11 protein-coding genes are annotated in these 20,955 nt (G+C 40.9%); 7 read left to right on the forward strand and 4 right to left on the reverse strand.

Features of this window, described 5'->3' with window-relative positions:
* Nucleotides 1-354: zinc ribbon domain-containing protein (locus PY364_RS18920; protein WP_275524812.1), on the forward strand; the 354-nt coding region annotated here is incomplete at its 5' end.
* A gap of 78 nt (nt 355-432) precedes the next feature.
* Here the strand turns inward: PY364_RS18920 and PY364_RS18925 are convergent.
* On the reverse strand, nt 433-1,743 hold the full coding sequence (locus PY364_RS18925; protein ID WP_275524813.1) for a photosystem II assembly protein: 1,311 nt from the start codon (nt 1,741-1,743) through the stop codon (nt 433-435).
* Nucleotides 1,736-2,656, reverse strand: coding sequence for a radical SAM protein (locus PY364_RS18930; protein WP_275524815.1), 921 nt, complete (start codon nt 2,654-2,656; stop codon nt 1,736-1,738). Before PY364_RS18930 ends, PY364_RS18925 begins: the two co-directional genes overlap by 8 nt.
* Before the next feature lie 331 nt (nt 2,657-2,987).
* Here PY364_RS18930 and PY364_RS18935 point away from each other — a divergent pair, with 331 nt between their 5' ends.
* The 4 genes from PY364_RS18935 to PY364_RS18950 all read left to right on the forward strand — a co-directional run bounded on the left by PY364_RS18935 (nt 2,988) and on the right by PY364_RS18950 (nt 6,628).
* Nucleotides 2,988-4,754, forward strand: coding sequence for an ATP-binding protein (locus PY364_RS18935; protein ID WP_275524816.1), 1,767 nt, complete (start codon nt 2,988-2,990; stop codon nt 4,752-4,754).
* Nucleotides 4,755-5,028: 274 nt separating this feature from the next.
* Nucleotides 5,029-5,364, forward strand: coding sequence for a photosystem II reaction center protein Psb28 (gene psb28 / locus PY364_RS18940; protein WP_275524818.1), 336 nt, complete (start codon nt 5,029-5,031; stop codon nt 5,362-5,364).
* A gap of 78 nt (nt 5,365-5,442) precedes the next feature.
* Nucleotides 5,443-5,973: a MogA/MoaB family molybdenum cofactor biosynthesis protein gene (locus tag PY364_RS18945; RefSeq protein ID WP_275524820.1), complete on the forward strand. Its 531-nt coding sequence runs from the start codon at nt 5,443-5,445 to the stop codon at nt 5,971-5,973.
* A 298-nt stretch (nt 5,974-6,271) separates the two neighbouring features.
* Nucleotides 6,272-6,628 (forward strand): hypothetical protein, encoded by a 357-nt coding sequence (locus tag PY364_RS18950; protein ID WP_275524821.1) that lies wholly within the window; start codon nt 6,272-6,274, stop codon nt 6,626-6,628.
* Between the two features lie 195 nt (nt 6,629-6,823).
* Here the strand turns inward: PY364_RS18950 and PY364_RS18955 are convergent, their stop codons facing one another.
* Both PY364_RS18955 and PY364_RS18960 read right to left on the reverse strand, forming a co-directional pair.
* A complete protein-coding gene (locus tag PY364_RS18955; RefSeq protein ID WP_275524823.1) occupies nt 6,824-7,369 on the reverse strand; it encodes a cyclic nucleotide-binding domain-containing protein in 546 nt (181 codons plus the stop codon).
* A gap of 378 nt (nt 7,370-7,747) precedes the next feature.
* The gene (locus PY364_RS18960) at nt 7,748-8,740 is read right to left on the reverse strand and encodes a DUF1517 domain-containing protein (RefSeq protein WP_275524825.1); all 993 of its coding nucleotides are present in this window, start codon (nt 8,738-8,740) and stop codon (nt 7,748-7,750) included.
* 449 nt (nt 8,741-9,189) lie between these two features.
* Between PY364_RS18960 and PY364_RS18965 the strand changes: the two genes are divergently transcribed.
* Both PY364_RS18965 and PY364_RS18970 read left to right on the forward strand, forming a co-directional pair.
* Nucleotides 9,190-15,468 carry a trifunctional serine/threonine-protein kinase/ATP-binding protein/sensor histidine kinase gene (locus PY364_RS18965; RefSeq protein WP_275524827.1) on the forward strand — a complete coding sequence of 2,093 codons (6,279 nt, stop codon included), beginning with the start codon at nt 9,190-9,192 and terminating at the stop codon, nt 15,466-15,468.
* 61 nt (nt 15,469-15,529) lie between these two features.
* Complete coding sequence (locus PY364_RS18970) at nt 15,530-20,938, forward strand: ATP-binding sensor histidine kinase (RefSeq protein WP_275524829.1); 5,409 nt, start codon at nt 15,530-15,532, stop codon at nt 20,936-20,938.
* Nucleotides 20,939-20,955: the final 17 nt, after the last annotated feature.

Raw genomic sequence — 20,955 nt, forward strand, 5'->3', positions numbered from 1 at the left:
GTTAATCAACCGCCCAGAGGGCGGCGTTACGAGAAAAATTGCATAATTCCTGTAAACGTTCAAATCCTCAGTCTCAAAGTCAAAATAGATATGCCTCTTTACGATTTTCGCTGTGAAACTTGCGGTCTTTTTGAGAAATGGCGGGCCCTTGCAGAAGTAGATAGTCCTGTGGTTTGTCCTACCTGCGAAACTGTTGCTAAACGTATTTTTTCGCCACCGATGATTTTAACGGGAAATTTGAGATTGAAAGCTGAGGAAAATAAGGAACCGCAAGTGATAAAACGTTCTGAGGAACCTAAACCGCAGCGGAATCGCGAACACCAAGGGGGACGGCCTTGGATGATTGGTCACTAAGATTTGGGAATTACGATCGCGCACTATTTCCTAATCCCCTATCGTTACTAGCTAAGTGTAAAATTAGGTTGTGACACCTTATCTTTTTGCCAAAATTACATAATCATCAAGTCCATAGTGGAAGTCAAAATTTAATCCCAAATACTTACGTGCTAGGGGACTCATATATCGTTGTGCATATAGATTTTCTCTAGCAAACTTTCCAAAGTCAGAAATAGAAGTTCTTTTACCTGTTGAACTTAAATATTTGTACCAAACCAACTTTAATCCTAACTCTTCAATAAATCTAGTAACTACACTTAACTCCTGCATTTCATCATCATCTTGACGAATATTGTACGGCTTAAATAACTTTTTATCTTGAATGATTAGCAAGACGTAACTAGACTCTTTAAGACTGTTCGTACATATTTCATTAAAAACTCGGCTGGATTCACGTCTTTTGTCTCCATCGGAAAAGAAACAGTGAGAAATCACAATAAAATCAAAGAACTTTTTGGGCAACCTTCTATAATTATTATCATAATCAAAAATGTTCGCAGTATCAAAGCGAAAATAAGCATTCATAGCTAATGGTTCCATGTATTGCCGCCAAAACTGAAGACCTCGATACTGAAATGCTTTTTGCTGTTCCAAAGAGTAATAAGAAATGTGCATCGAAGGCATGGCAAAAAAGCCACTGGTACTCTGTAATAACAAAGCTAATCCATAGGCGGCGGTTCCAGGGCCAGCAGCAATATCAAGGATATTTACTTGAGTTGGCAATAACCCTGATTTGTAGATGAAAAACCAGGCTAGATAGGCACAATAAACATTATCTAAAAAATATCTAATTAAATAAATATGAGGACTTAACTCAAACCTATATTCAGGGTCTTGTCCAATCTTTAATTTATTAATATCATCAACAGCTTCTTTAACTAAAATATTTAATTTTTTTTGCCAACTATGGTGTTTAAACTCTTCCTTTATATATTCAGCCAAATTTGCCTCGAAATCATCAAATACTCTGTCGTCAATGCCCGTGCATTGCACTAAATTTTGATCGTGTTCAATCAAATTAAAGCTACTTACAATAAATTCAATAAACTTGGGATCAGGAATTAAGTTTAAATCATCAATTTGCTTCTTAAAATCATCAAATTGCCCAAAGCCTAGTTGCAGTTCTAATTCTTGTACGCGGCAGTCAACTTCTCTGATACGTTCATTTTTATCATCTAATAATTCCTCAAGCTGTAGCTTATCTCTAAATAGTTTCTCTTGCCATGACAGATTTGCCCTGGATTTTTCTATTTGCTTTAATAGTTTCTTCGCAAGGCGATTGTCTCCCTGTTTAAGTGCAGTGATAAATTTTTGAGAACGCCACCAATTTGCCAATAAATTACTCATAGCCAAAACCTTCTTTACCTTCCATAATTTCAACACCAGGAAGCATCATAATTAATTTATTTTTAAAATTATGATAACTTTCTCTTCCCGTATCATACCACCATGCGTACTTCTCTTTAAGAGCTAATGCTTCAGAGCGAGTTGACGCTACAAGCGATCGCGAGTTGCTGGCATGAAAATCCTGGATTACTACTCGATCTACAACTTCTAATTTACCAATAAAAGTAGCTTCATCTTCTGGTAGTATAGGTAGTAATGGCGTGATAGTCACAGAAAATCTAACTTCAGAATTTTCTCGATAAGGAAAGCTATATCTCAGTTTACCAATGGCTTTAAGTCTAGCAGGAATACTCGGCGATTTTGGCTCAAAATCTTTCCTAATTTTTTCGCTACCAGTGGGAATACTTATATTGATTCGCAAGCGCTTAAAGTTTTGTAAAATATCAATATCTCTGGCGATCATTGGGCTACGAGTTTGGATTACTAGGGTCGGTTGATAGGCAACCATAATCTCTAATAATTGCCGAGTAATTTGTTCTTTAGATTCAATTGGCTGATAGGGATCGGTGACACTACTCATGTAAATGCTAGGTGGAATATCAGGATTTTTATTGTACCAACTTTCTAGCTCCCTTTTTAAAATTTCGGCAGCATTTTGCTTGATAATTACCCAATTTCCCCAATCAGCCCGCATTTTTGAATTGGGGCTAAAAGCAGCAGCATAGCAATAGCTACATCCGTATTGACAACCACGATAAGGGTTTAGCGTGAAATCGTAAGCACTGATAAATCCACTAGCTTTATTGAGGATAGAACGTGCATTTTGTGCATATACTTTGGCACTTCCAAAGTTTTCACGGAGTGATATAGTGTATTTGCTTACGCAATATTCCTGATACTGAGGTTTTGCCATAATTAAACTTACTACATCGTAAAATTAGTAACCCTATTTTAATGAAAATGCTGCAATTAAACCTAGAACTAGCAGAAAAAGAAAAGCGAAGTGAATCAGTACTAGGGCCATTTGCCCCCAGTTGACTAAACGTAGGAAACATACTACAAGCTATTTTAAAATTTTGTGTACAATCACACAAAATACTGATATAGATCACAAACCTTTTACCCAAAAAAGATACATACTAAGTAATAACACTGGTAAATCAAGCCCATCGACTGCGATCGCGCAGATTTAGCTGGTTAAGTTGGCAGGAGTCTACTCCTGATGAGCTTGGGAGGAGCTTGTGATGTTGCTATTAACCCCCGGAAAGCCTACAAAAAGCAAAGGCAAAGCTGATAACTTCCCTCAGAAGCCGACATTCACAAATTCAGCTAAACCGAAAAATGTGACAAAACGAATATTTAGCCGATTACGAATCAGCCAAAAAATTGGCTACGGCTATGCTTTGGCCATTGGGATTGCAATTTTGGGAACGGGAATAGGCATGGGAGTAGGAGACTACTTTCGCAAGCAAGCTTTGTATCAGCTAAACATCGCTCAGCAGCAACAAGAACTTCTGCAAAGTTTACAGAATACTGTCTTTCAGGCGCGATCGCACGCCTCGCGACTGCCTGTTGTTATGGGAGATTTGGTTTGGCTAAAATATGAAAATTCTCAGTTTTTAGAGCAAATCAATTCCGCTAAAATCCTGATATCGAGAAGCCAAGCTTTTATAGAAACCAACAGCTCAAATTTACCACTTAACAGAGATGAATTGCTAAGTTTATTGAAAAAATACGCCATCACTATTGATTACTATGGCGAGATGATTAAGTTGCAGTTAAAAGAATCCAACGCTTGGAATATAAAGCCCAACCAGATCGTGCCAACACAGCTAAAAATATTAAGGAATATTAGCGGTGAAGAGGCATTGCTACTAGATCGACTTTCCGATAGTTTAACTCAACAAATTTCAGCAATCGGCATTCAAAAGCTGCAAGGAGTAGAAGGTGTACAGGATGCAGAAGCACTCAGATTCAGAATAATTCTTGGCAGTATGCTGATTTCCGCAGTAATAGCAGCCGCTCTTGCCTACCATACCAGCCGCGCGATCGCACAACCTTTAGAAACTGTTACTAATGTTGCTCAGCAAGCCGCTCGCGAATCAAATTTTCGCCTACAAACACCAGTCACAACCGAAGACGAAGTAGGAATTTTAGCCGCATCTTTTAATCAGCTAATCCAGCGAGTTGGCGACTATACTCAAGAATTAAAGCAAACTCAATCTCAATTAATTCAAACTGAAAAAATGTCCTCTCTTGGTCAAATGGTTGCAGGTATTGCTCACGAAATTAATAATCCGATTAACTTCATTTATGGTAATATTGAATATGCTGACGGCTATATTCACGATTTAATAGAATTATTATCCCTTTATCAGCAGCAATATCCGCAACCAACCGCTGCAATTCAAGACAAAGCCGAAGCGATCGAACTAGATTTTATTAGTGAGGATTTGCCGAAAACATTATCCTCTATGAAAATAGGCGCTGACAGAATTCGCGAGTTAGTCATCTCTCTGCGTAATTTTTCCCGCCTTGATGAATGTGAAATGAAGCTTACTGATATTCGTGAGGGGATTGATAGCACTCTCGTTATTCTTAACTATCGGGTAAAACATGGAATTAAAATCATCAAAGAATACGGCGAATTACCGCTGATTGATTGTTATCCTGCCCAACTCAATCAGGTATTTATGAACATCATTAGTAATGGAATTGATGCCCTAGAAGAATTAAAAAACCACCCATTCCCTACTATCTGGATTAATGCAGAAGCTTCTGAATCTAATTGTATCAGGGTGAAAATCCGAGATAATGGCCCTGGGATGCCGCCAGAGGTTCAAGAGAATATTTTCGATCCATTTTTTACCACTAAATCCATTGGTAAAGGTACTGGTTTAGGACTTGCCATTTCTCACCAAATTATCACCAAACATCAGGGTACAATCGAGGTTAATTCTGAACCAGGAGAGGGGACAGAATTTGTTATTACCTTGCCAATTAGTGCTTAAAAGTGATAATTGCTAATTGCTAATTGCTAATTGCTAATTTATGGCTGATATTTAGCTCTGCTAAAATTTGAGAATGAAACAGCCCTGGGGGGGCAGGGGAGCGGGGGAGCGGGGGAGCGGGGGAGCGCGGGAGATAGGGTAGCTAAATCCGCCTCATCCTTCCCATCCTCCCCATCCTCCCCCTCTTCCATCTCTTCCCTCTACAGATACCCACGCCGTTTTATGATTAAAGTAATGACAATTTAAGCAATCTTTAAGGTTCGATCGCAAAATCATGGCTAAAATTCAATTTTCCAGAGGTATTGACGAAGAAGTAGTGCCAGATGTGCGCCTCACTCGCTCTAAAACAGGCAATCAAGGTACTGCTACATTTATCTTTGAAAATCCCAAGGCTCTGAGTAACAGCAGTACCGAAGACATTACTGGGATGTATCTGATTGATGAAGAAGGCGAAATTACGACGCGGGAAGTTAAAGCTAAATTCATAAATGGTCAGCCGGCATCCCTGGAAGCACTATACTTGATGAAATCTGTAGAGGATTGGGATCGGTTTATGCGTTTCATGGAACGCTATTCCGAAGAACACGGCTTAGGATTCAGCAAGGCTTAAGCGGTACGAGCTAATTAGTGGTAATTGGGGATTGGTAATTTCCCAGTCCCGATTACCTACGATTTCACGGAAATATTTATGACACTAATTCCTCACCCTGATAGTTCTAAAATAAGTGTGAATTGTGCTGCGATTACTGTCAGCGACACGCGATCGCAGGAAACAGATAAGAGCGGTCAATTAATTAAACAATTACTTTTAGATGCTGGTCATTTTGTAGGGTTTTATAATATCGTCAAAGACGAACCCGATCGAATTATATCCCAGGCGCGATCGCTATGCCAGCGCTCGGACTTGGATGCGGTAATTTTCAACGGGGGTACTGGGATTGCGCCGCGAGATCATACCTACGATGCGATCGAGGGTTTGCTAGAAAAGACTTTACCGGGGTTTGGAGAGTTGTTTCGCTGGCTGAGTTATCAGGAAATAGGATCTAGAGCGATCGCATCTCGCGCTACGGCTGGGGTTTGTCAAGGAAAGTTGGTGTTTTCTCTTCCCGGTTCTAGCAATGCCGTACAACTAGCTCTCCAAAAGCTAATTTTACCAGAGTTAACTCACTTAGTGGGACAGTTGCGCCCTGAAAAGAACAAAAACAATAGTAAGACTTAGGTATCCCTGTAACGCCGCCCTCTGGGCGGTATCTTTACCGACCAGAGGGCGACGTTACGTTAGAAATGCGTAAATATTATATTACTAGGTGTACCAGTTCAGAAATCGTCTACATTCAGCCTCTAGCTTCGCATCTGCCTAACCGAATGTCAATTTAAACAGCATCAGGATTTCAGCCGCATCGCAGAGTTACTGTTTCCAGAGATTGATAATGTGGAGGTCAAGATAGTGTCATTTTCAAGATACTATTCGGGAGAGATACTTCATAAAGTAGAACCATAGAACAAAGGAACTACCAATGAAATCTACACTTTGCTTTCCCGAAACTCCTATTCAGTCTGACTCTGTTTATTATAATGATTCTAATGATTCTATTGATGCCTGTATCGCTAAGGCATGGTTTGAATTAGTAGCACAAGATGTAGAATCTCTGGGAGGAGATGACTGGCTTTCTCTCTGTGGCGATATTGATGATGGTGAAATTTATCAAGATTGGTTCTTGTGGGAAGATACTGATGTTACCCAACAATGGGAAGCTTACGATTCTTTGACTGATTTTCGATTAGTTGCGGCTGACAAACAATCGCTTATTTTGAAAATTGACCAAATAGAAGCCGATCGAAAAGAGCTCTCGGCGTTACTACCTAGGGGCTAGGGGCTAGGGGCTAGGGGCTAGGGAAGGAGAGGGGGAGATGGGGAGATGAGGAAGATTTTTCCCAGTTAGCAATTACCAGTTAGCAATTACCAATTACCAGTTAGCAATTACCAGTTAGCAATTACCAATTACCAATTAGCAATTACCAATTACCAATTACCAATTACCAAAAATTATTGAATATCCCTCAATTCTTCACCCTCTAGCATTTTGCATCAGCCAATTAAATTTGGCTTGAGCTAAGGCTAAATTGTCAAGTACACTAGGATTTACATCTTCCTCTTCTGTGTCGCCTTCGTCTATAGTTCTGCCGTATTCCAAACGCCTGACAGTACCGCGCATTCGGTCTGAAAGACAGAGGGAAATTCCATAATAAAATCGGGAAGCAAAGCCTGTATCTTGTTGGATTTTAGTAATTAGCTGCCGCCGAGGAATAGCTAAAACCTGAGTTTCTTCGATCGCCTTAACTGTTGCTAAAGGGGGACGGGTATCAATGAAAGAAATTTCACCGACAAGTTCTCCGCCTGATATCCGCGCGAGTTCCTTGTTGCCTTCAGGATCGATTAATACGGTCAAAATGCCCTTCAAAACGATGTAGAGAGCATCAATTTGTCTGCCTTCGTAGATCAAAGTCGCACCGGGCTGGAGAATTTCCTTTTTGGCTTTTTGGATAATCCAGTCTAGGTCGTCATTGTTTAATTCGCCCAAAATGAAAAGTGCTTTTTTCCTGCGGTCGGTCATAGATGTGGCTCCGTCTCACTGCTCCTCTACTGGTAAACTCTGCACATTATCTTTTATATCAACCAGAGGGAGCGCGATTGCAACTTTATCCCTGTGAACCGACTTTTTGCTATGCACCCTATTCCTCCATAAGTTTTATGCACAACGCCCGTACACCTCTGAACTGAATAGCTGTTGCACCTGAATTGGCAGAATTTATCAATAATAACACTGATTTAAGGATGTTTTGAGGATTTACCTAAAACTATAGGTAAGTCTTAATATTCATAACGCTGCTGTCCTGGCGGTTCCTTTCGGGCCAGGACAGCGAAAAGACGTTGAGGATTGGTAAATTCTGTCTTAATTTGGCCCCCCTAAAAATTCGGGGTCGATTTTGGATTAGACCAACTTCAGGTCAGAGTAGCCAGCTAACATATCGTCAGAGGTCAAGGTGTCGCCGCTGGCTTGAGGTGTCCAGAGAATCTCGACTGTTAAGAGGCGATCGCTCGATATGCCACCGATTTGACGCAAGGCTTGGCGCAAATCCTCGGAATTATTGACTACAGGTAGTTGTAGCGTTCCTTCAACACCTACCAAAATTGTGACTACGATGTATTCGCCAGGGTCTTGAGTCAAGTCAGGTTGACTAACTAATTCCCCATCTTGGTGAGGAACTGGCAGAGATTTGTTGGTAGCCGCTTGCCTTAACTGATTGTTAACATTAGAGAGCGTTTCTTCAGTAAATTTGCTCCTTTCTGCCAACAGCAGTTGGTTGAATTTTGCTTCAGCAGCTTCTAACCGAGCTTGCTGAGATTCGGCTCCAGCATAAACCCAATATTCAGGATGGCGCAATAAGGCCAGACTTGCTTCTTGCAGAAGTTGAGCGCGGCCGATGGCGGAACCAGTATCGGCAGTTTCGGCTAATTGGTCGAGCTCTGCTTGTAAATTTCTAGCGTCTGAGAGCAAACCTACTTGCACGCGACCGACGGAAACGCTGGGGTTGCTAGTGTAGCCTAGTTCCCCGGTTTCTTCTCCGGTGCGGCGGAAACTGGAAACTAGGAAGTTAGCGATCGCAATAAAAATCAAAATCGTAAACAAACCCCCAAATCCGCCTCCGAAGCCAAAGAAAGGAAGCAAGAAGGGAAAACCGAAGCCACCGCCGCCGGGATAATAGCCACCACCGGGATAATATCCCCCTCCCGGAGAGCTGTAAGTTCGGCTAGGAGACGAATAACTGCGAGACGGAGAGCTGAAAGAACCACCACCCATACGGCCGCCACTGCGAGCCGCCATTGCATCGTTAGCGTGACCTAGGGCCAAAACGAGTACCAGCGCGATCGCCAATAAAGGTTTCAAAAACGGTTTGATGGTTGAAAGCAGTTTTTTGTGCATAAGACCCTTAAATATTCAATACTTCTAATTTACCGCTTTGTCTCTCCATTGGGCAGCCAGCTTTCTGGTCTATTGCTAGTGGGATATCCGTACCAAGAAAAGCTTTGTGCTTTTTGACCTAAATTTTTACCCATTTAGACTGTAGCAGAAAGTGAGCTATAACTGTTGCTCTACAAAGATTTTCAATACTTAATACAACTTACGTAATTCGCATCAACGACTATACAGACCATTAGCCAATAAAGTTAAAGACATTAGTATTAATAGGGGAGGTTTCCCGATCTGGTTGATAAACTATAAGGTGTAGCCGGGAGCATCCCATTTTTGCCAAAGACCTAACCCCCCATCTCCCTTCCCTACAGGGGAGGGGGGAGAGGTCAAATTCGATCTTCATGCAGTATCGGGACGCTCCCGCATAGTCAGCCAAATTTTTTTTGAGGACTTGAATAATGGATGTCATCACTCACCTACCTGGATATCTGATCGCAGAAAGAATCTATACAGGCTCTCGCACCCTTGTCTATCAAGGTGTTCGAGAGAGCGATCGTAGAAGCCTCATTATCAAACTACTGCGAAACGAATACCCTAGCTTCAATGAATTGATGCAGTTTCGCAATCAGTACACCATTGCTAAAAATCTTAACTTTCCTAGTATTGTTAAACCTCTAACTCTAGAAGCATATCACAATAGCTATGCCCTGATCATGGAGGACTTTGGCGGAGTTTCCCTGTCTAATTATCTGAAGATGACAACAGATGAAAGCCAACAGTATAAATCTTTAACTTTGGCAGAATTTCTCAATTTGGCACTGCAACTAACAGATATTCTCCACTATCTCTACCAAAACCGAGTCATTCACAAAGATATCAAACCCAGTAATATTTTAATTAATCCAGATACCAAACAAATTAAATTAATTGACTTTAGTATTTCTTCCCTACTGCCACGAGAAACCCAGGAAATTCAGAATCCCAACGTCTTAGAGGGCACATTAGCCTATCTATCTCCAGAACAAACCGGGAGAATGAATCGAGGCATTGACTATCGCAGTGACTTTTATTCTCTAGGAGTTACATTCTATGAATTATTGACAGGATTATTACCCTTTGACTCAGAAGATCCGATGGAATTAGTGCATTGTCATCTCGCCAAACAACCCATACCCCTTCATCAAGTTAAGCCAGAAATTCCTCTGGTTTTATCAGAAATTGTCAGTAAGTTGATGGCAAAAAATGCCGAAGACCGCTATCAGAGTGCATTAGGACTAAAATACGATCTAGAGATATGTCTAGATCGATTAGAAAAAACAGGTGAGATTGAGGCATTTGGCTTAGGACAAGGAGATATTACCGATCGCTTTCTCATACCAGAAAAGCTCTACGGTAGAGAAAAAGAAATTGTTCGCCTATTAGCTGCATTTGAGCGAGTCGCAAACCCCCCTGAATCCCCCCTTAGCAAGGGGGGAAATAGGGGGGTAGAAATGATGCTAGTAGCAGGTTTTTCTGGTATTGGGAAAACCGCTGTTGTTAATGAAGTGCATAAACCCATTGTTAGGCAAAGAGGTTATTTCATTAAAGGCAAATATGACCAATTTCAGCGCAACCTTCCCTTTTCAGCCTTTGTACAAGCCTTTCGGGATTTAATCGGACAGTTATTATCAGAATCGGATGCACAACTGCAAACATGGAAAAATCAAATATTAGCAGCTTTGGGAGATAGCGGACAAGTCTTAATTGATGTAATTCCTGAATTAGAAAATATTATCGGCAAACAGCCACCAGCCATAGAATTATCAGGCAGTTCCGCCCAAAATCGCTTTAATTTGCTGTTTCAAAAATTTGTGCAAGTTTTCACAAGCATTGAACATCCATTAGTAATGTTTTTGGATGACTGGCAATGGGCAGATTCCGCCTCACTAAATTTATTGAAATTACTGCTACAAGATACGGGATACTTATTAGTATTAGGAGCTTATCGGGATAATGAAGTCTCCCCAGTACATCCATTTATCTTAACTGTAGATGAGATTATCAAAACCGGGACAACAGTAAATACAATTACTTTGCCACCGTTAAGGGAATCAGAGATGAATTGCTTGGTAGCAGATACCCTGAATTGCGAGTTTTCTCTGGCAAAACCTTTAACCAAATTAGTCTATCAAAAAACCAAGGGAAATCCTTTCTTTGCTACCCAGTTTCTCAAAGCATTGCATGATGATAAGTTAATTAGTTTTGATTGGGATATTCAGCATTGGCAATGCGATATTGCCAAAGTCAACGCCTTAGCACTTACTGATGATGTGGTAGAGTTCATGGCTTTACAATTGCAGAAATTGCCATTAGAAGCTCAGGAGATGCTCAAACTAGCAGCTTGTATTGGGGCTGAATTTGATTTGAATACCTTAGTAATTGTCAGCGAGAAATCTGCGATTGTAACTGCTGCAACTTTATGGAAAGCATTGCAGGAAGGCTTGGTAATTCCAACTACCAGAATCTATAAGTTTTTTACTCAATTGGAGAGTGAAGAAGCCTTTAATAGTTCAGCCAATCCCACTTATCGATTTTTGCATGACCGCGTTCAACAAGCTGCCTATTCTTTAATTTCTGACGATCAAAAGCAAGAAACTCATCTTAAAATAGGGCATTTACTTCTCAAAAATTTCTCTGAGCTAGAACAAGAGGAAAAACTGTTTGATATTGTTGGGCATTTGAATCTAGGGCAAAAGCTAATTACTCAACCGGGTGAACTCGAAGAACTAGCTCAAATGAATTTGAAAGCAGGAGTGAAGGCGAGAAATTCTACAGCTTACGCTACAGCAAGAATTTATCTTCAAACAGGAATTGAACTACTCGATATAAACTGCTGGAAACATCAGTATGAATTGACTCTGAATCTGTATGTTGCTGCTGCCGAAGCTGCCTATTTGAATTCTGATTTCGAGGGCATGGAACAGATAGCCGCACTGGTGTTACAAAATGCTCAGACGATTTTTGACAAAATCAAAATTTATGAAATTAAAATCGCTGCACTGACAGCCCAGAGCAAGATATTAGAAGCCATTGCAGTGGGAAGAGATGCACTCTTTCAATTAGGGGTTGAACTCCCCACTGCACCTGACGAAGCCAAAATTGCTAAAGCCCTACAAACCGTAGCTAGTCTTCAAGGTGATAGAGGAATTGAGGAATTAGTCGATCTACCTGTAATGAGCGATGCCTGCGGCGGGCTACGCCAACGCCAGACTCAGGCAGCTATGCAACTGTTAGGAATATTATTTTCACCGATTCTACAGGCAATGCCCGGGTTAATGCCCATACTGAGCGCAACGATGGTGAGTTTATCAATCCAGTTTGGGAATACACCAGGATCGACGGTGGGGTATGCGATTCACAGTATGGTGTTGTGTGCTTTTTTAGGAGAAGTGAAATCCGGGTATAGCTTTGGGCGATTAGCAATAAACTTGCTCGATCGATTGAATGTCAAGGAATTGAAGTCTAAAGTTCTACTTCTGTTTGCTGCTTGGGTTCAACATCATCAGGAATCTCTAAGGGCAACGATGGTGACGATGAAAGATGGCTATGCAACTGGTATAGAAACTGGTGATTTTCTCAACGCTGGCTACAACTCCCTCAATTACCTCATTGCCAAACTTTTTGCTGGGGTAGAACTGGACATTTGGGAACCCGAAATAGCAGCTTACAGAGCTGTATTAGTGCAGATAAAACAACATTCTGCCCTGATTTTTTTGGATATGATGCAGCAGACTGTGCAGAACTTGAGGGAAGGCCGTATTCTGTCGGATTGCTTAATTGGCACTGCCTACGATGAAACGGTGATGCTTTCTAAGCACCATCAGGACAACGATCTCACAGCGATCGCTATTGCTTACACTTACAAACTGATGCTTGCCTATATTTTTGGTAATTACACGGCTGCCCTAGAACATAGCGTCCAAGCCAAACAGTATTTAATGGCAGTATCAGGGATGATTTTTATTCCCATTTTTCATTTCTATGCAGCCTTGACGTACCTGGCAATCTTCCCCACAAAGCCAGAGCCAGAGCAATCCGAAATCCTCGCCTTGATGGAAACCCATCAAACTACTTTGCACCAATGGGCGCAAAATGCTCCCATGAATCATTTGCATAAATGGTATTTGGTTGAAGCCGAAAAGTATCGGGTTTTGGGTAATAAAGCCGAAGCAATTGACTTTTATGACCGCGCTATAGCGGGAGCTAAAGAAAACGAATATCTCAACGAAGAAGCTATTGCTAATGAACTTGCAGCAAAATTTTATCTCGATTGGGGTAAAGAAAAAATTGCCCAAGCTTACATGACTGAAGCCTACTATTGCTATGCTCGATGGGGAGCCAAAGCCAAAGTTACTAATTTAGAAAAACTTTATCCTCAACTACTTGCGCCCATCTTTGAACAATCTGACCGTGCTGACTCCTTGAAGGATGGGATACCTACGATAGGCTTCGTTAACGCACGGGGAACGATTGCTTCCACCAAAACCTCTAGCAGTATTTCTGAAGTGCTAGATTTGGCAACTCTGCTCAAAGCTTCTCAAGCTATTTTTGAGGAAATTGAACTTGATAAACTTCTAACTACTCTTCTAGAAATAGTCATTATTAATGCTGGGGCAAGTAAGTGTGTTTTGCTGCTGAAACAAGATAGCGAATTAAAAATAGTAGCGCTCTTAGAAGAAGGAGAATTGCCACAACTATTGCCATCAATTCCCCTAGAATCAAGCAGAGATATAGCGATTAGTTTGGTAAATAATGTTAAGCGAACCTTGAAACCTCTGGTACTGGGAGATGCTAGTATAAATCCTCAGTTTGCTGCTGATAGTTACATAGAAAAAAACCAGCCTAAAAGCATTTTTTGTAGCCCAATTTTGAATCAAGGACTATTGATAGGAGTTTTATATTTAGAAAATAATTTGACGGTGGGAGCCTTTACAAGCGATCGTGTTGAGCTGCTCAACTTGCTTTGTGCCCAAGCTGCAATTTCTCTGGAAAATGCTCGACTTTATCGAAATTCCCAGAATTATACACAAGAGTTAACACAATCTTTAGCAAAATTGCAGGCAACTGAAACCCGCTTCCAAAATTTAGCTAATAATATTCCTGGGATGGTGTACCAATTCCGTCTGGGGACAGATGGTTCAGTTTCTACCCCCTACGTTAGTTCTGGTTGTTTGGATTTGTATGAGGTAGAGCCAGAATTGGTGATGGGAGGAAAGTTTAGTCTTTACACTCTACATCATCCTGACGATAACCCAGCTATTGAAAAAGCGATCGCCTACTCTGCCCAAAATCTCACGCCATTTGAGCAAGAATGGCGAATTATTCTGCCTTCAGGAACCATGAAATGGATTCAATCTGCGGCTCGACCTGAGCGACAAGCTGATGGCTCAATTCTATGGGATGGAGTGGTGATTGATATTAGCGATCGCAAACATATTGAAGCTGAACAAACCCGCCTGTTAGCAATTTTAGAAAGCACACCAGACTTAATTGGCACTGCCGATCCAACAGGGAAAAATCTTTATCTCAACCGAGCTTGGCGGCATTTTTTAGGTTTAGAAAATGAGGTAGAAGAGAGGGGGACTGAAATCACTAAATATCACCCGGACTGGGCAACGGAGATAATTGTAAATCAGGGATTGCCCGAAGCTATCCACTCTGGCATTTGGGTGGGTGAGACAGCGGTTATCGATCGAAATGGACGGGAAATTCCCGTTTCTCAACTTATACTTTCCCATAAATCGAGGGATGGCGAGTTAGAGTATTTTTCCACGATTATTAGAGATATTAGCGATCGCAAACAAGCTGAGTCAGCCATCCTGCAAAAATCTCAAGAACTCGAACAAGCTGTGGAAGCTTTACAACAAGCACAATTGCACATTGTCCAAAGTGAGAAAATGTCAGCATTAGGTAATCTTGTTGCTGGGGTAGCCCATGAGATGAATAATCCTTTGGGGTTTATTTCTGCTAGTCTCAAACAAGCTAAGCCTACTCTTTCTGAGCTGATAGAACACTTAAGATTGTATCAAGAAATCGTCCCCGATCCGAATGAAAAAATTATCGATCATGCGGACGAAATCGACTTAGATTATACCTTGGAAGACTTCCCCAAGGTCATTGATTCAATGGAGATGGCTTGCGATCGCCTCAAAAATATCAGCACTTCACTCCGCACTTTTTCCCGGGCCGATCGAGATTATAAAGTCCCATTTAATATCCATGAAGGTATTGATAGTACAATTTTAATTCTCAAACATCGCCTGAAAGGGAACGATCGCCGTCCGGCTATTGAAGTGGTAACTGAGTATGGAAATTTACCTAAAATAGATTGTTTTCCCGGTCAATTAAATCAGGTATTTATCAATATATTAGCGAATGCTATTGATGCGTTAGATGAATCAAGTATAGGTCTAAGCTTTGAAGAGGTTAAGCTTAATAGTAGCCGAATTATAATTAAAACATCACTAGAAAATACAGTCGTAAAAATTGCCATTGCTGATAATGGTATGGGGATGAGTGAATCAGTCAAACAAAAAATATTTGACCATTTATTTACGACGAAAGCGGTGGGTAAAGGGACAGGATTAGGATTGGCAATCGCTCGTCAAATCGTCGTCGAAAAACATCAGGGACAAATTACTGTTAATTCTGTACCTGCTGAGGGTACTGTGTTTGAGATCACTCTTCCTGTTAAATAATAGAATAGAATGGAATCAAATATTCTAATTTAACTGTTATCTAATAAAGGATGAACTAATTATGAACCAGCACCCAAATCTGTCAGGCTATCAAATAACAGAAGAACTTTATATAGGTACTCGTACCCTTGTCTACCGAGGCATCCGTACTAGCGATCAACAGCCAATCATCATCAAAATACTGCGAAACGAGTACCCCAAATTCAACGAACTTGTCCAATTTCGCAACCAATATACTATTACCAAAAATCTCGACTTCTCTTACATCGTCAAACCCCTGAATCTAGAAGCATACCACAATAGCTATGCCTTAGTCATGGAAGATTTTGGTGGAATCTCCCTATCTACTTATCGACCGATGGCAACAGATCCAAGCAAAATTAATCAAAACTTACCTTTAGCAGAATTTCTCCAAATCGCTATACAACTGACAGATATTCTTAACTATCTCTATCAAAACCGAGTCATTCACAAAGATATTAAACCTGCGAATATTCTGATTAATCCAGATACCAAAGTAGTCAAATTAATTGACTTTAGTATTTCTTCTCTGCTACCACGAGAAACCCAAGAAATCCAAAATCCTAAAGTTTTAGAAGGAACCTTAGCCTATATTTCTCCCGAACAAACCGGGAGAATGAATCGAGGTATTGACTATCGTAGTGACTTTTATTCCTTGGGAGTAACCTTCTATGAATTGTTGACAGGAAGATTACCCTTTATCTCAACAGATGCAATGGAATTGGTACATTGTCATTTGGCAAAACAGGCGATAACTATTCACGATATCAATCCCGAACTTCCCCTAATTTTGTCAAAAATTATTAGTAAACTAATGGCAAAAAATGCCGAAGGACGCTATCAAACTGCCTTGGGAATTAAGCACGATTTAGAGATTTGTTTAGAACAATTACAAACAACAGGTAATATACAAACCTTTAAACTAGGAGAGCGAGATATTAGCGATCGCTTTACGCTACCCGAAAAACTCTATGGTCGAGAACAAGAAGTAAAAATTCTGCTGCAAGCATTTGAAAGAGTTGCTAACCCCCCTATATCCCCCCTTACCAAGGGGGGACATAGAGGGGTCGAAATGATGCTAGTGGCAGGTTTTTCGGGAATTGGTAAAACAGCAGTTATCAATGAAGTTCATAAACCTATTGTCCGTCAGCGTGGCTACTTCATTAAAGGCAAATATGACCAATTTCAACGCAATATTCCCTTTTCTGCTTTTGTCCAAGCCTTCCGCGACTTAATCGGACAGTTATTATCAGAATCGGATCTACAACTGCAAACATGGAAAACTCAGATTTTAGCAGCATTGGGAAACAACGGACAAGTCTTAATTGATGTGATTCCTGAGTTGGAAAATATCATCGGTAAACAGCCACCAGCAACAACATTGTCAGGAAGTGCTGCTCAAAATCGTTTTAATCTGCTCATGCAGAAATTTGTGCAAGTTTTTACGCGCAAAGAACATCCGTTAGTGATGTTTTTAGATGACTGGCAATGGGCGGATTCAGCCTCAATGAATTTGTTACAACTATTGATGCAAGATACGGAATATTTATTAATATTAGGTGCTTATCGAGATCGTGAAGTTTCTCCAGTCCATCCATTTATATTAACAGTAGATGAAATTGTCAAAACTGGGGCAAAAGTAAATACAATTACTTTGTCACCATTAAGCGAAGTAGATATGAATCGGTTGGTGGCAGATACTCTGAATTGCGAATTATCCCTTGCCAAAACTTTAACTAAATTAGTCTATCAAAAAACCAAGGGTAATCCTTTTTTTGCTACCCAGTTTCTCAAAGCATTATATGACGATCGACTCATTAGCTTTGATTGGAATATCCAGCATTGGCAATGCGATATTGCTCAAGTCAAAGCCTTGGCAATTACTGATGATGTAGTGGAGTTTATGGCGTTGCAATTGCAGAAATTGCCGATAGAAACTCAGGATGTTCTCAAACTGGCGGCTTGTATTGGTGCTGAGTTTGATTTGAATACCTTGGTAATTGTCAGTGAAAAATCTACAGGAAAAACGGCGACAGCTTTATGGAAAGCATTACAAGAAAACTTGGTAATTCCGACAACCAAAATCTATAAATTCTTTACGCAGTCAGATAGTAATGAAGTCTTTAAGGCTTCAGCTAATCCCACTTATCGATTTTTGCACGATCGCGTCCAACAAGCCGCCTATTCTCTAATTCCCGAACAAGATCGTGCGATCGTTCACTATCAGATTGGTCAATTACTGCTTCAGCAAATAGAGCCGGAAGCCAGAGAAGAGCGAATCTTTGCTTTGGTCAATCAGTTGAATTATGGAATTGCGCTGATTGAAGACCAAACCGAACGGGATAACCTGGCACAACTAAATCTCTTGGCTTGCCAAAAAGCTAGAGTTGCAACTGCCTATCAAGCGGCTCGCAAGTATACTGAACTTGGGCTAAATTTGCTCGGTAGTGAAGCTTGGCAAAGAAATTACCAGATGACATTAAGCTTACACGAACTAGGTGCAGAAGTAGCTTCTCTCTGTGGAGAATTCGAGCAGATGAATCAGTGGATTGAAACCGCGATTTGTCATGCTAGGACTTCCCTAGAACAAGTAAACGTTTACACTGTAAAAATTCAGGCATTAACGTCACAGAATAAATTTTTAGAAGCAATATCGATCGCTCAGTCTATTCTCAAAGAATTAGGGGTTGAGTTTCCCGAACGACCAACCTTGGAGGATATTCAGCAGGCAGTGCAGGAAATTAACGCCTCCATCGGAGATCGCCCCATTGAAGGTTTATTTAACCTACCAGCAATGGTAGATGCCGAAAAGCTGGCTACGATGCAGGTGGCAGCAAGTATTCTATCAGCTTGTTATCTAGTTGGTTCGCCCCTCTATTCCCTGGCGATCGCCCTACAAGTAAATCTATCACTTCAGTATGGTAACAGCCCCACTTCCGCCTTCAGCTATGGAATTTATGGCGCTCTTGTCATCAACCTACTACAAGATGTGACGGCAGCTACGCAGTTTGGTCAATTAGCTTATCGTCTTGCCTTAGAAGCAGATGCCAAAAATATTCGCTCTGCAACTTTTGTGATTATTGGATTATCTTTGCACCATTACAAGTATCATTTGCGAGAAACTCTACCCATTTTTCAGGCAGGCTATCAAGCCGGATTAGAAACAGGAAACTTTGAGTATGTCGGATATAACGCCCATGGATTTTGTTTGAGTTCCTACTGTTGCGGCCAACCTTTGGCAGAATTAGAATTCCAAAGCCGTGCCTATCGTCAGCAATTACTCGATTTCAATCAACTAGCAACAGCAAACTATTGTGCAATTTATTGGGAAACAACACTGTTCTTGCTGGGTAATCCAGACAAGATTGAGCTTTCCTTTGAACCCGTTGCCAATGAAGAAAAACTCGTTTCTCAGGCTCTTGCCTCCAAGGATCTGATGCGAGTATTTACATTCTATATGTGCAGAGCAATGTTAAGGTTCCTACTTGGAGACTTTGCTCTGGCAAACGCCGATATTGTTAGAGCCAGACAATATATAGCGGGAGGCGCAGGACGAATTGTCGCAGCTTTATACTTTTATGACTCCCTGATTGCTCTTGCCACTGAGTCCTATTCTGCTGATGAGTTAGAAGCGCAACGGCAACGAATTCAGGAGAATCAAGCTCGATTGCAGCTTTGGGCAGAATACGCTCCCATGAACTATTTGCATCAGTGGCAGTTGGTAGAAGCAGAGAAATACCGGGTTTTGGGACAGAAGGCAGAACCCCTAGACTTGTACGATCGCGCCATTGCCGGAGCAAAAGAAAACGAATATATCCAAGAAGAAGCCCTTGCCAATGAACTAGCAGCCAAATTCTATCTCGACTGGGGAAAAGAGAAATTAGCGGCTCTTTATATGCAGGAAGCCTACTATTGTTATGCTCGCTGGGGAGCAAAAGCTAAAGTAGTTGATTTAGAAAAAAGCTATCCCCAACTCCTCGCACCCATCCTACAACAACCTCGCGCTGCTGACTCCTTCAAGGAAACATTGGCACGAGGAACGATTTCTGCTACCAACACCTCTAGTAGTGTCTCTGAAGCCTTGGATTTGGCAACTTTACTCAAAGCCTCTCAAGCAATTTCTGGAGAAATTAAACTCAATAAACTCCTAACTACTCTCCTAGAAATAGTCATTGCCAATGCAGGAGCCAGTAAATGTGTCTTACTCCTCAAACAAGATACAAATTTTCAAGTAGTAGCCTTGGTAGTACAAGGAGAAGCGCCACAACTATTACCATCAATTCCTCTAGAATCTAGCCCTGATATCGCAATTAGTTTGGTAAATAATGTCAAGCGAACTTTATCCTCTTTAGTATTAGCAGATGCCCGGATAAATTATCAGTTTGTTGGTGATAGTTACATTCAAAAATATCAGCCAAAAAGTGTTCTTTGTAGCCCAATTCTGAATCAAGGGCAGTTGATAGGTATTTTATATCTGGAAAATAACTTAACTATAGGGGCATTTACCACCGAGCGTGTGGAAGTCCTGAATTTAATTTGCGCTCAAGCTGCCATTTCCTTAGAAAATGCCCGTTTATATCAAGCCGCACAACAAGCATTACAAGACCTACAACAAGCCCAACTAACAATAGTTCAAAGTGAAAAAATGTCAGCCTTGGGTCATTTAGTGGCTGGCGTTGCTCACGAAATTAATAACCCTGTTGGTTTCCTCGGTGGCAATATTCAGCCGGCCTTAGATTATATCAATGATTTATTCGGATTGCTCGATTTAGTTGAGAAAGAATCTGCTAATTTGAATGTGACAATTAAGGAAGAAATAGAAGCGATTGAGCTTGACTACATCCGGGAAGACTTACCAAAATTAGTCAGTTCAATGCAGGAAGGTGTGAAGCGAATCCAAGAGATTAGCACAAGTTTGCGAACCTTCTCTCGTGCGGATACTAATCATCCGGTTGCTTGCAATATCCACGATGGGATTGACAGTACCATTATGATCCTGAAACATCGCCTAAAAGCCAACGAAAATCGTCCTGAAATTAAAGTGATTAAAGACTATGGGGATTTACCCCAAATTGAATGTTATGCGGGACAGTTAAATCAGGTATTTATGAATTTGTTGAGTAATGCCATTGATGCAGTTGAAGAATCAAATACTGGGCATACTTATGGGGAAATCAATAATGAAATTACCGTTAAAACAGAGTTAACCAGTGACAAAAAACAGGCAGTAATTCGGATTAAAGACAATGGAATTGGTATGAATGCTGACGTGCAATCAAAGATTTTTGAACATTTATTTACCACGAAGGAAGTAGGAAAAGGGACGGGATTAGGATTGGCGATCGCGCGTCAAATCGTTGTCGAAAAACATGGCGGTTCCATACAAGTAAACTCTATACTAGGATCGGGAACTGAATTTATCATCACCTTACCCATCAAGGCGGTATAAACAAGTTAATTCTTCCC

It is taken from the genome of Kamptonema sp. UHCC 0994, assembly GCF_029167235.1.
Lineage (GTDB): Bacteria > Cyanobacteriota > Cyanobacteriia > Cyanobacteriales > Microcoleaceae > Kamptonema.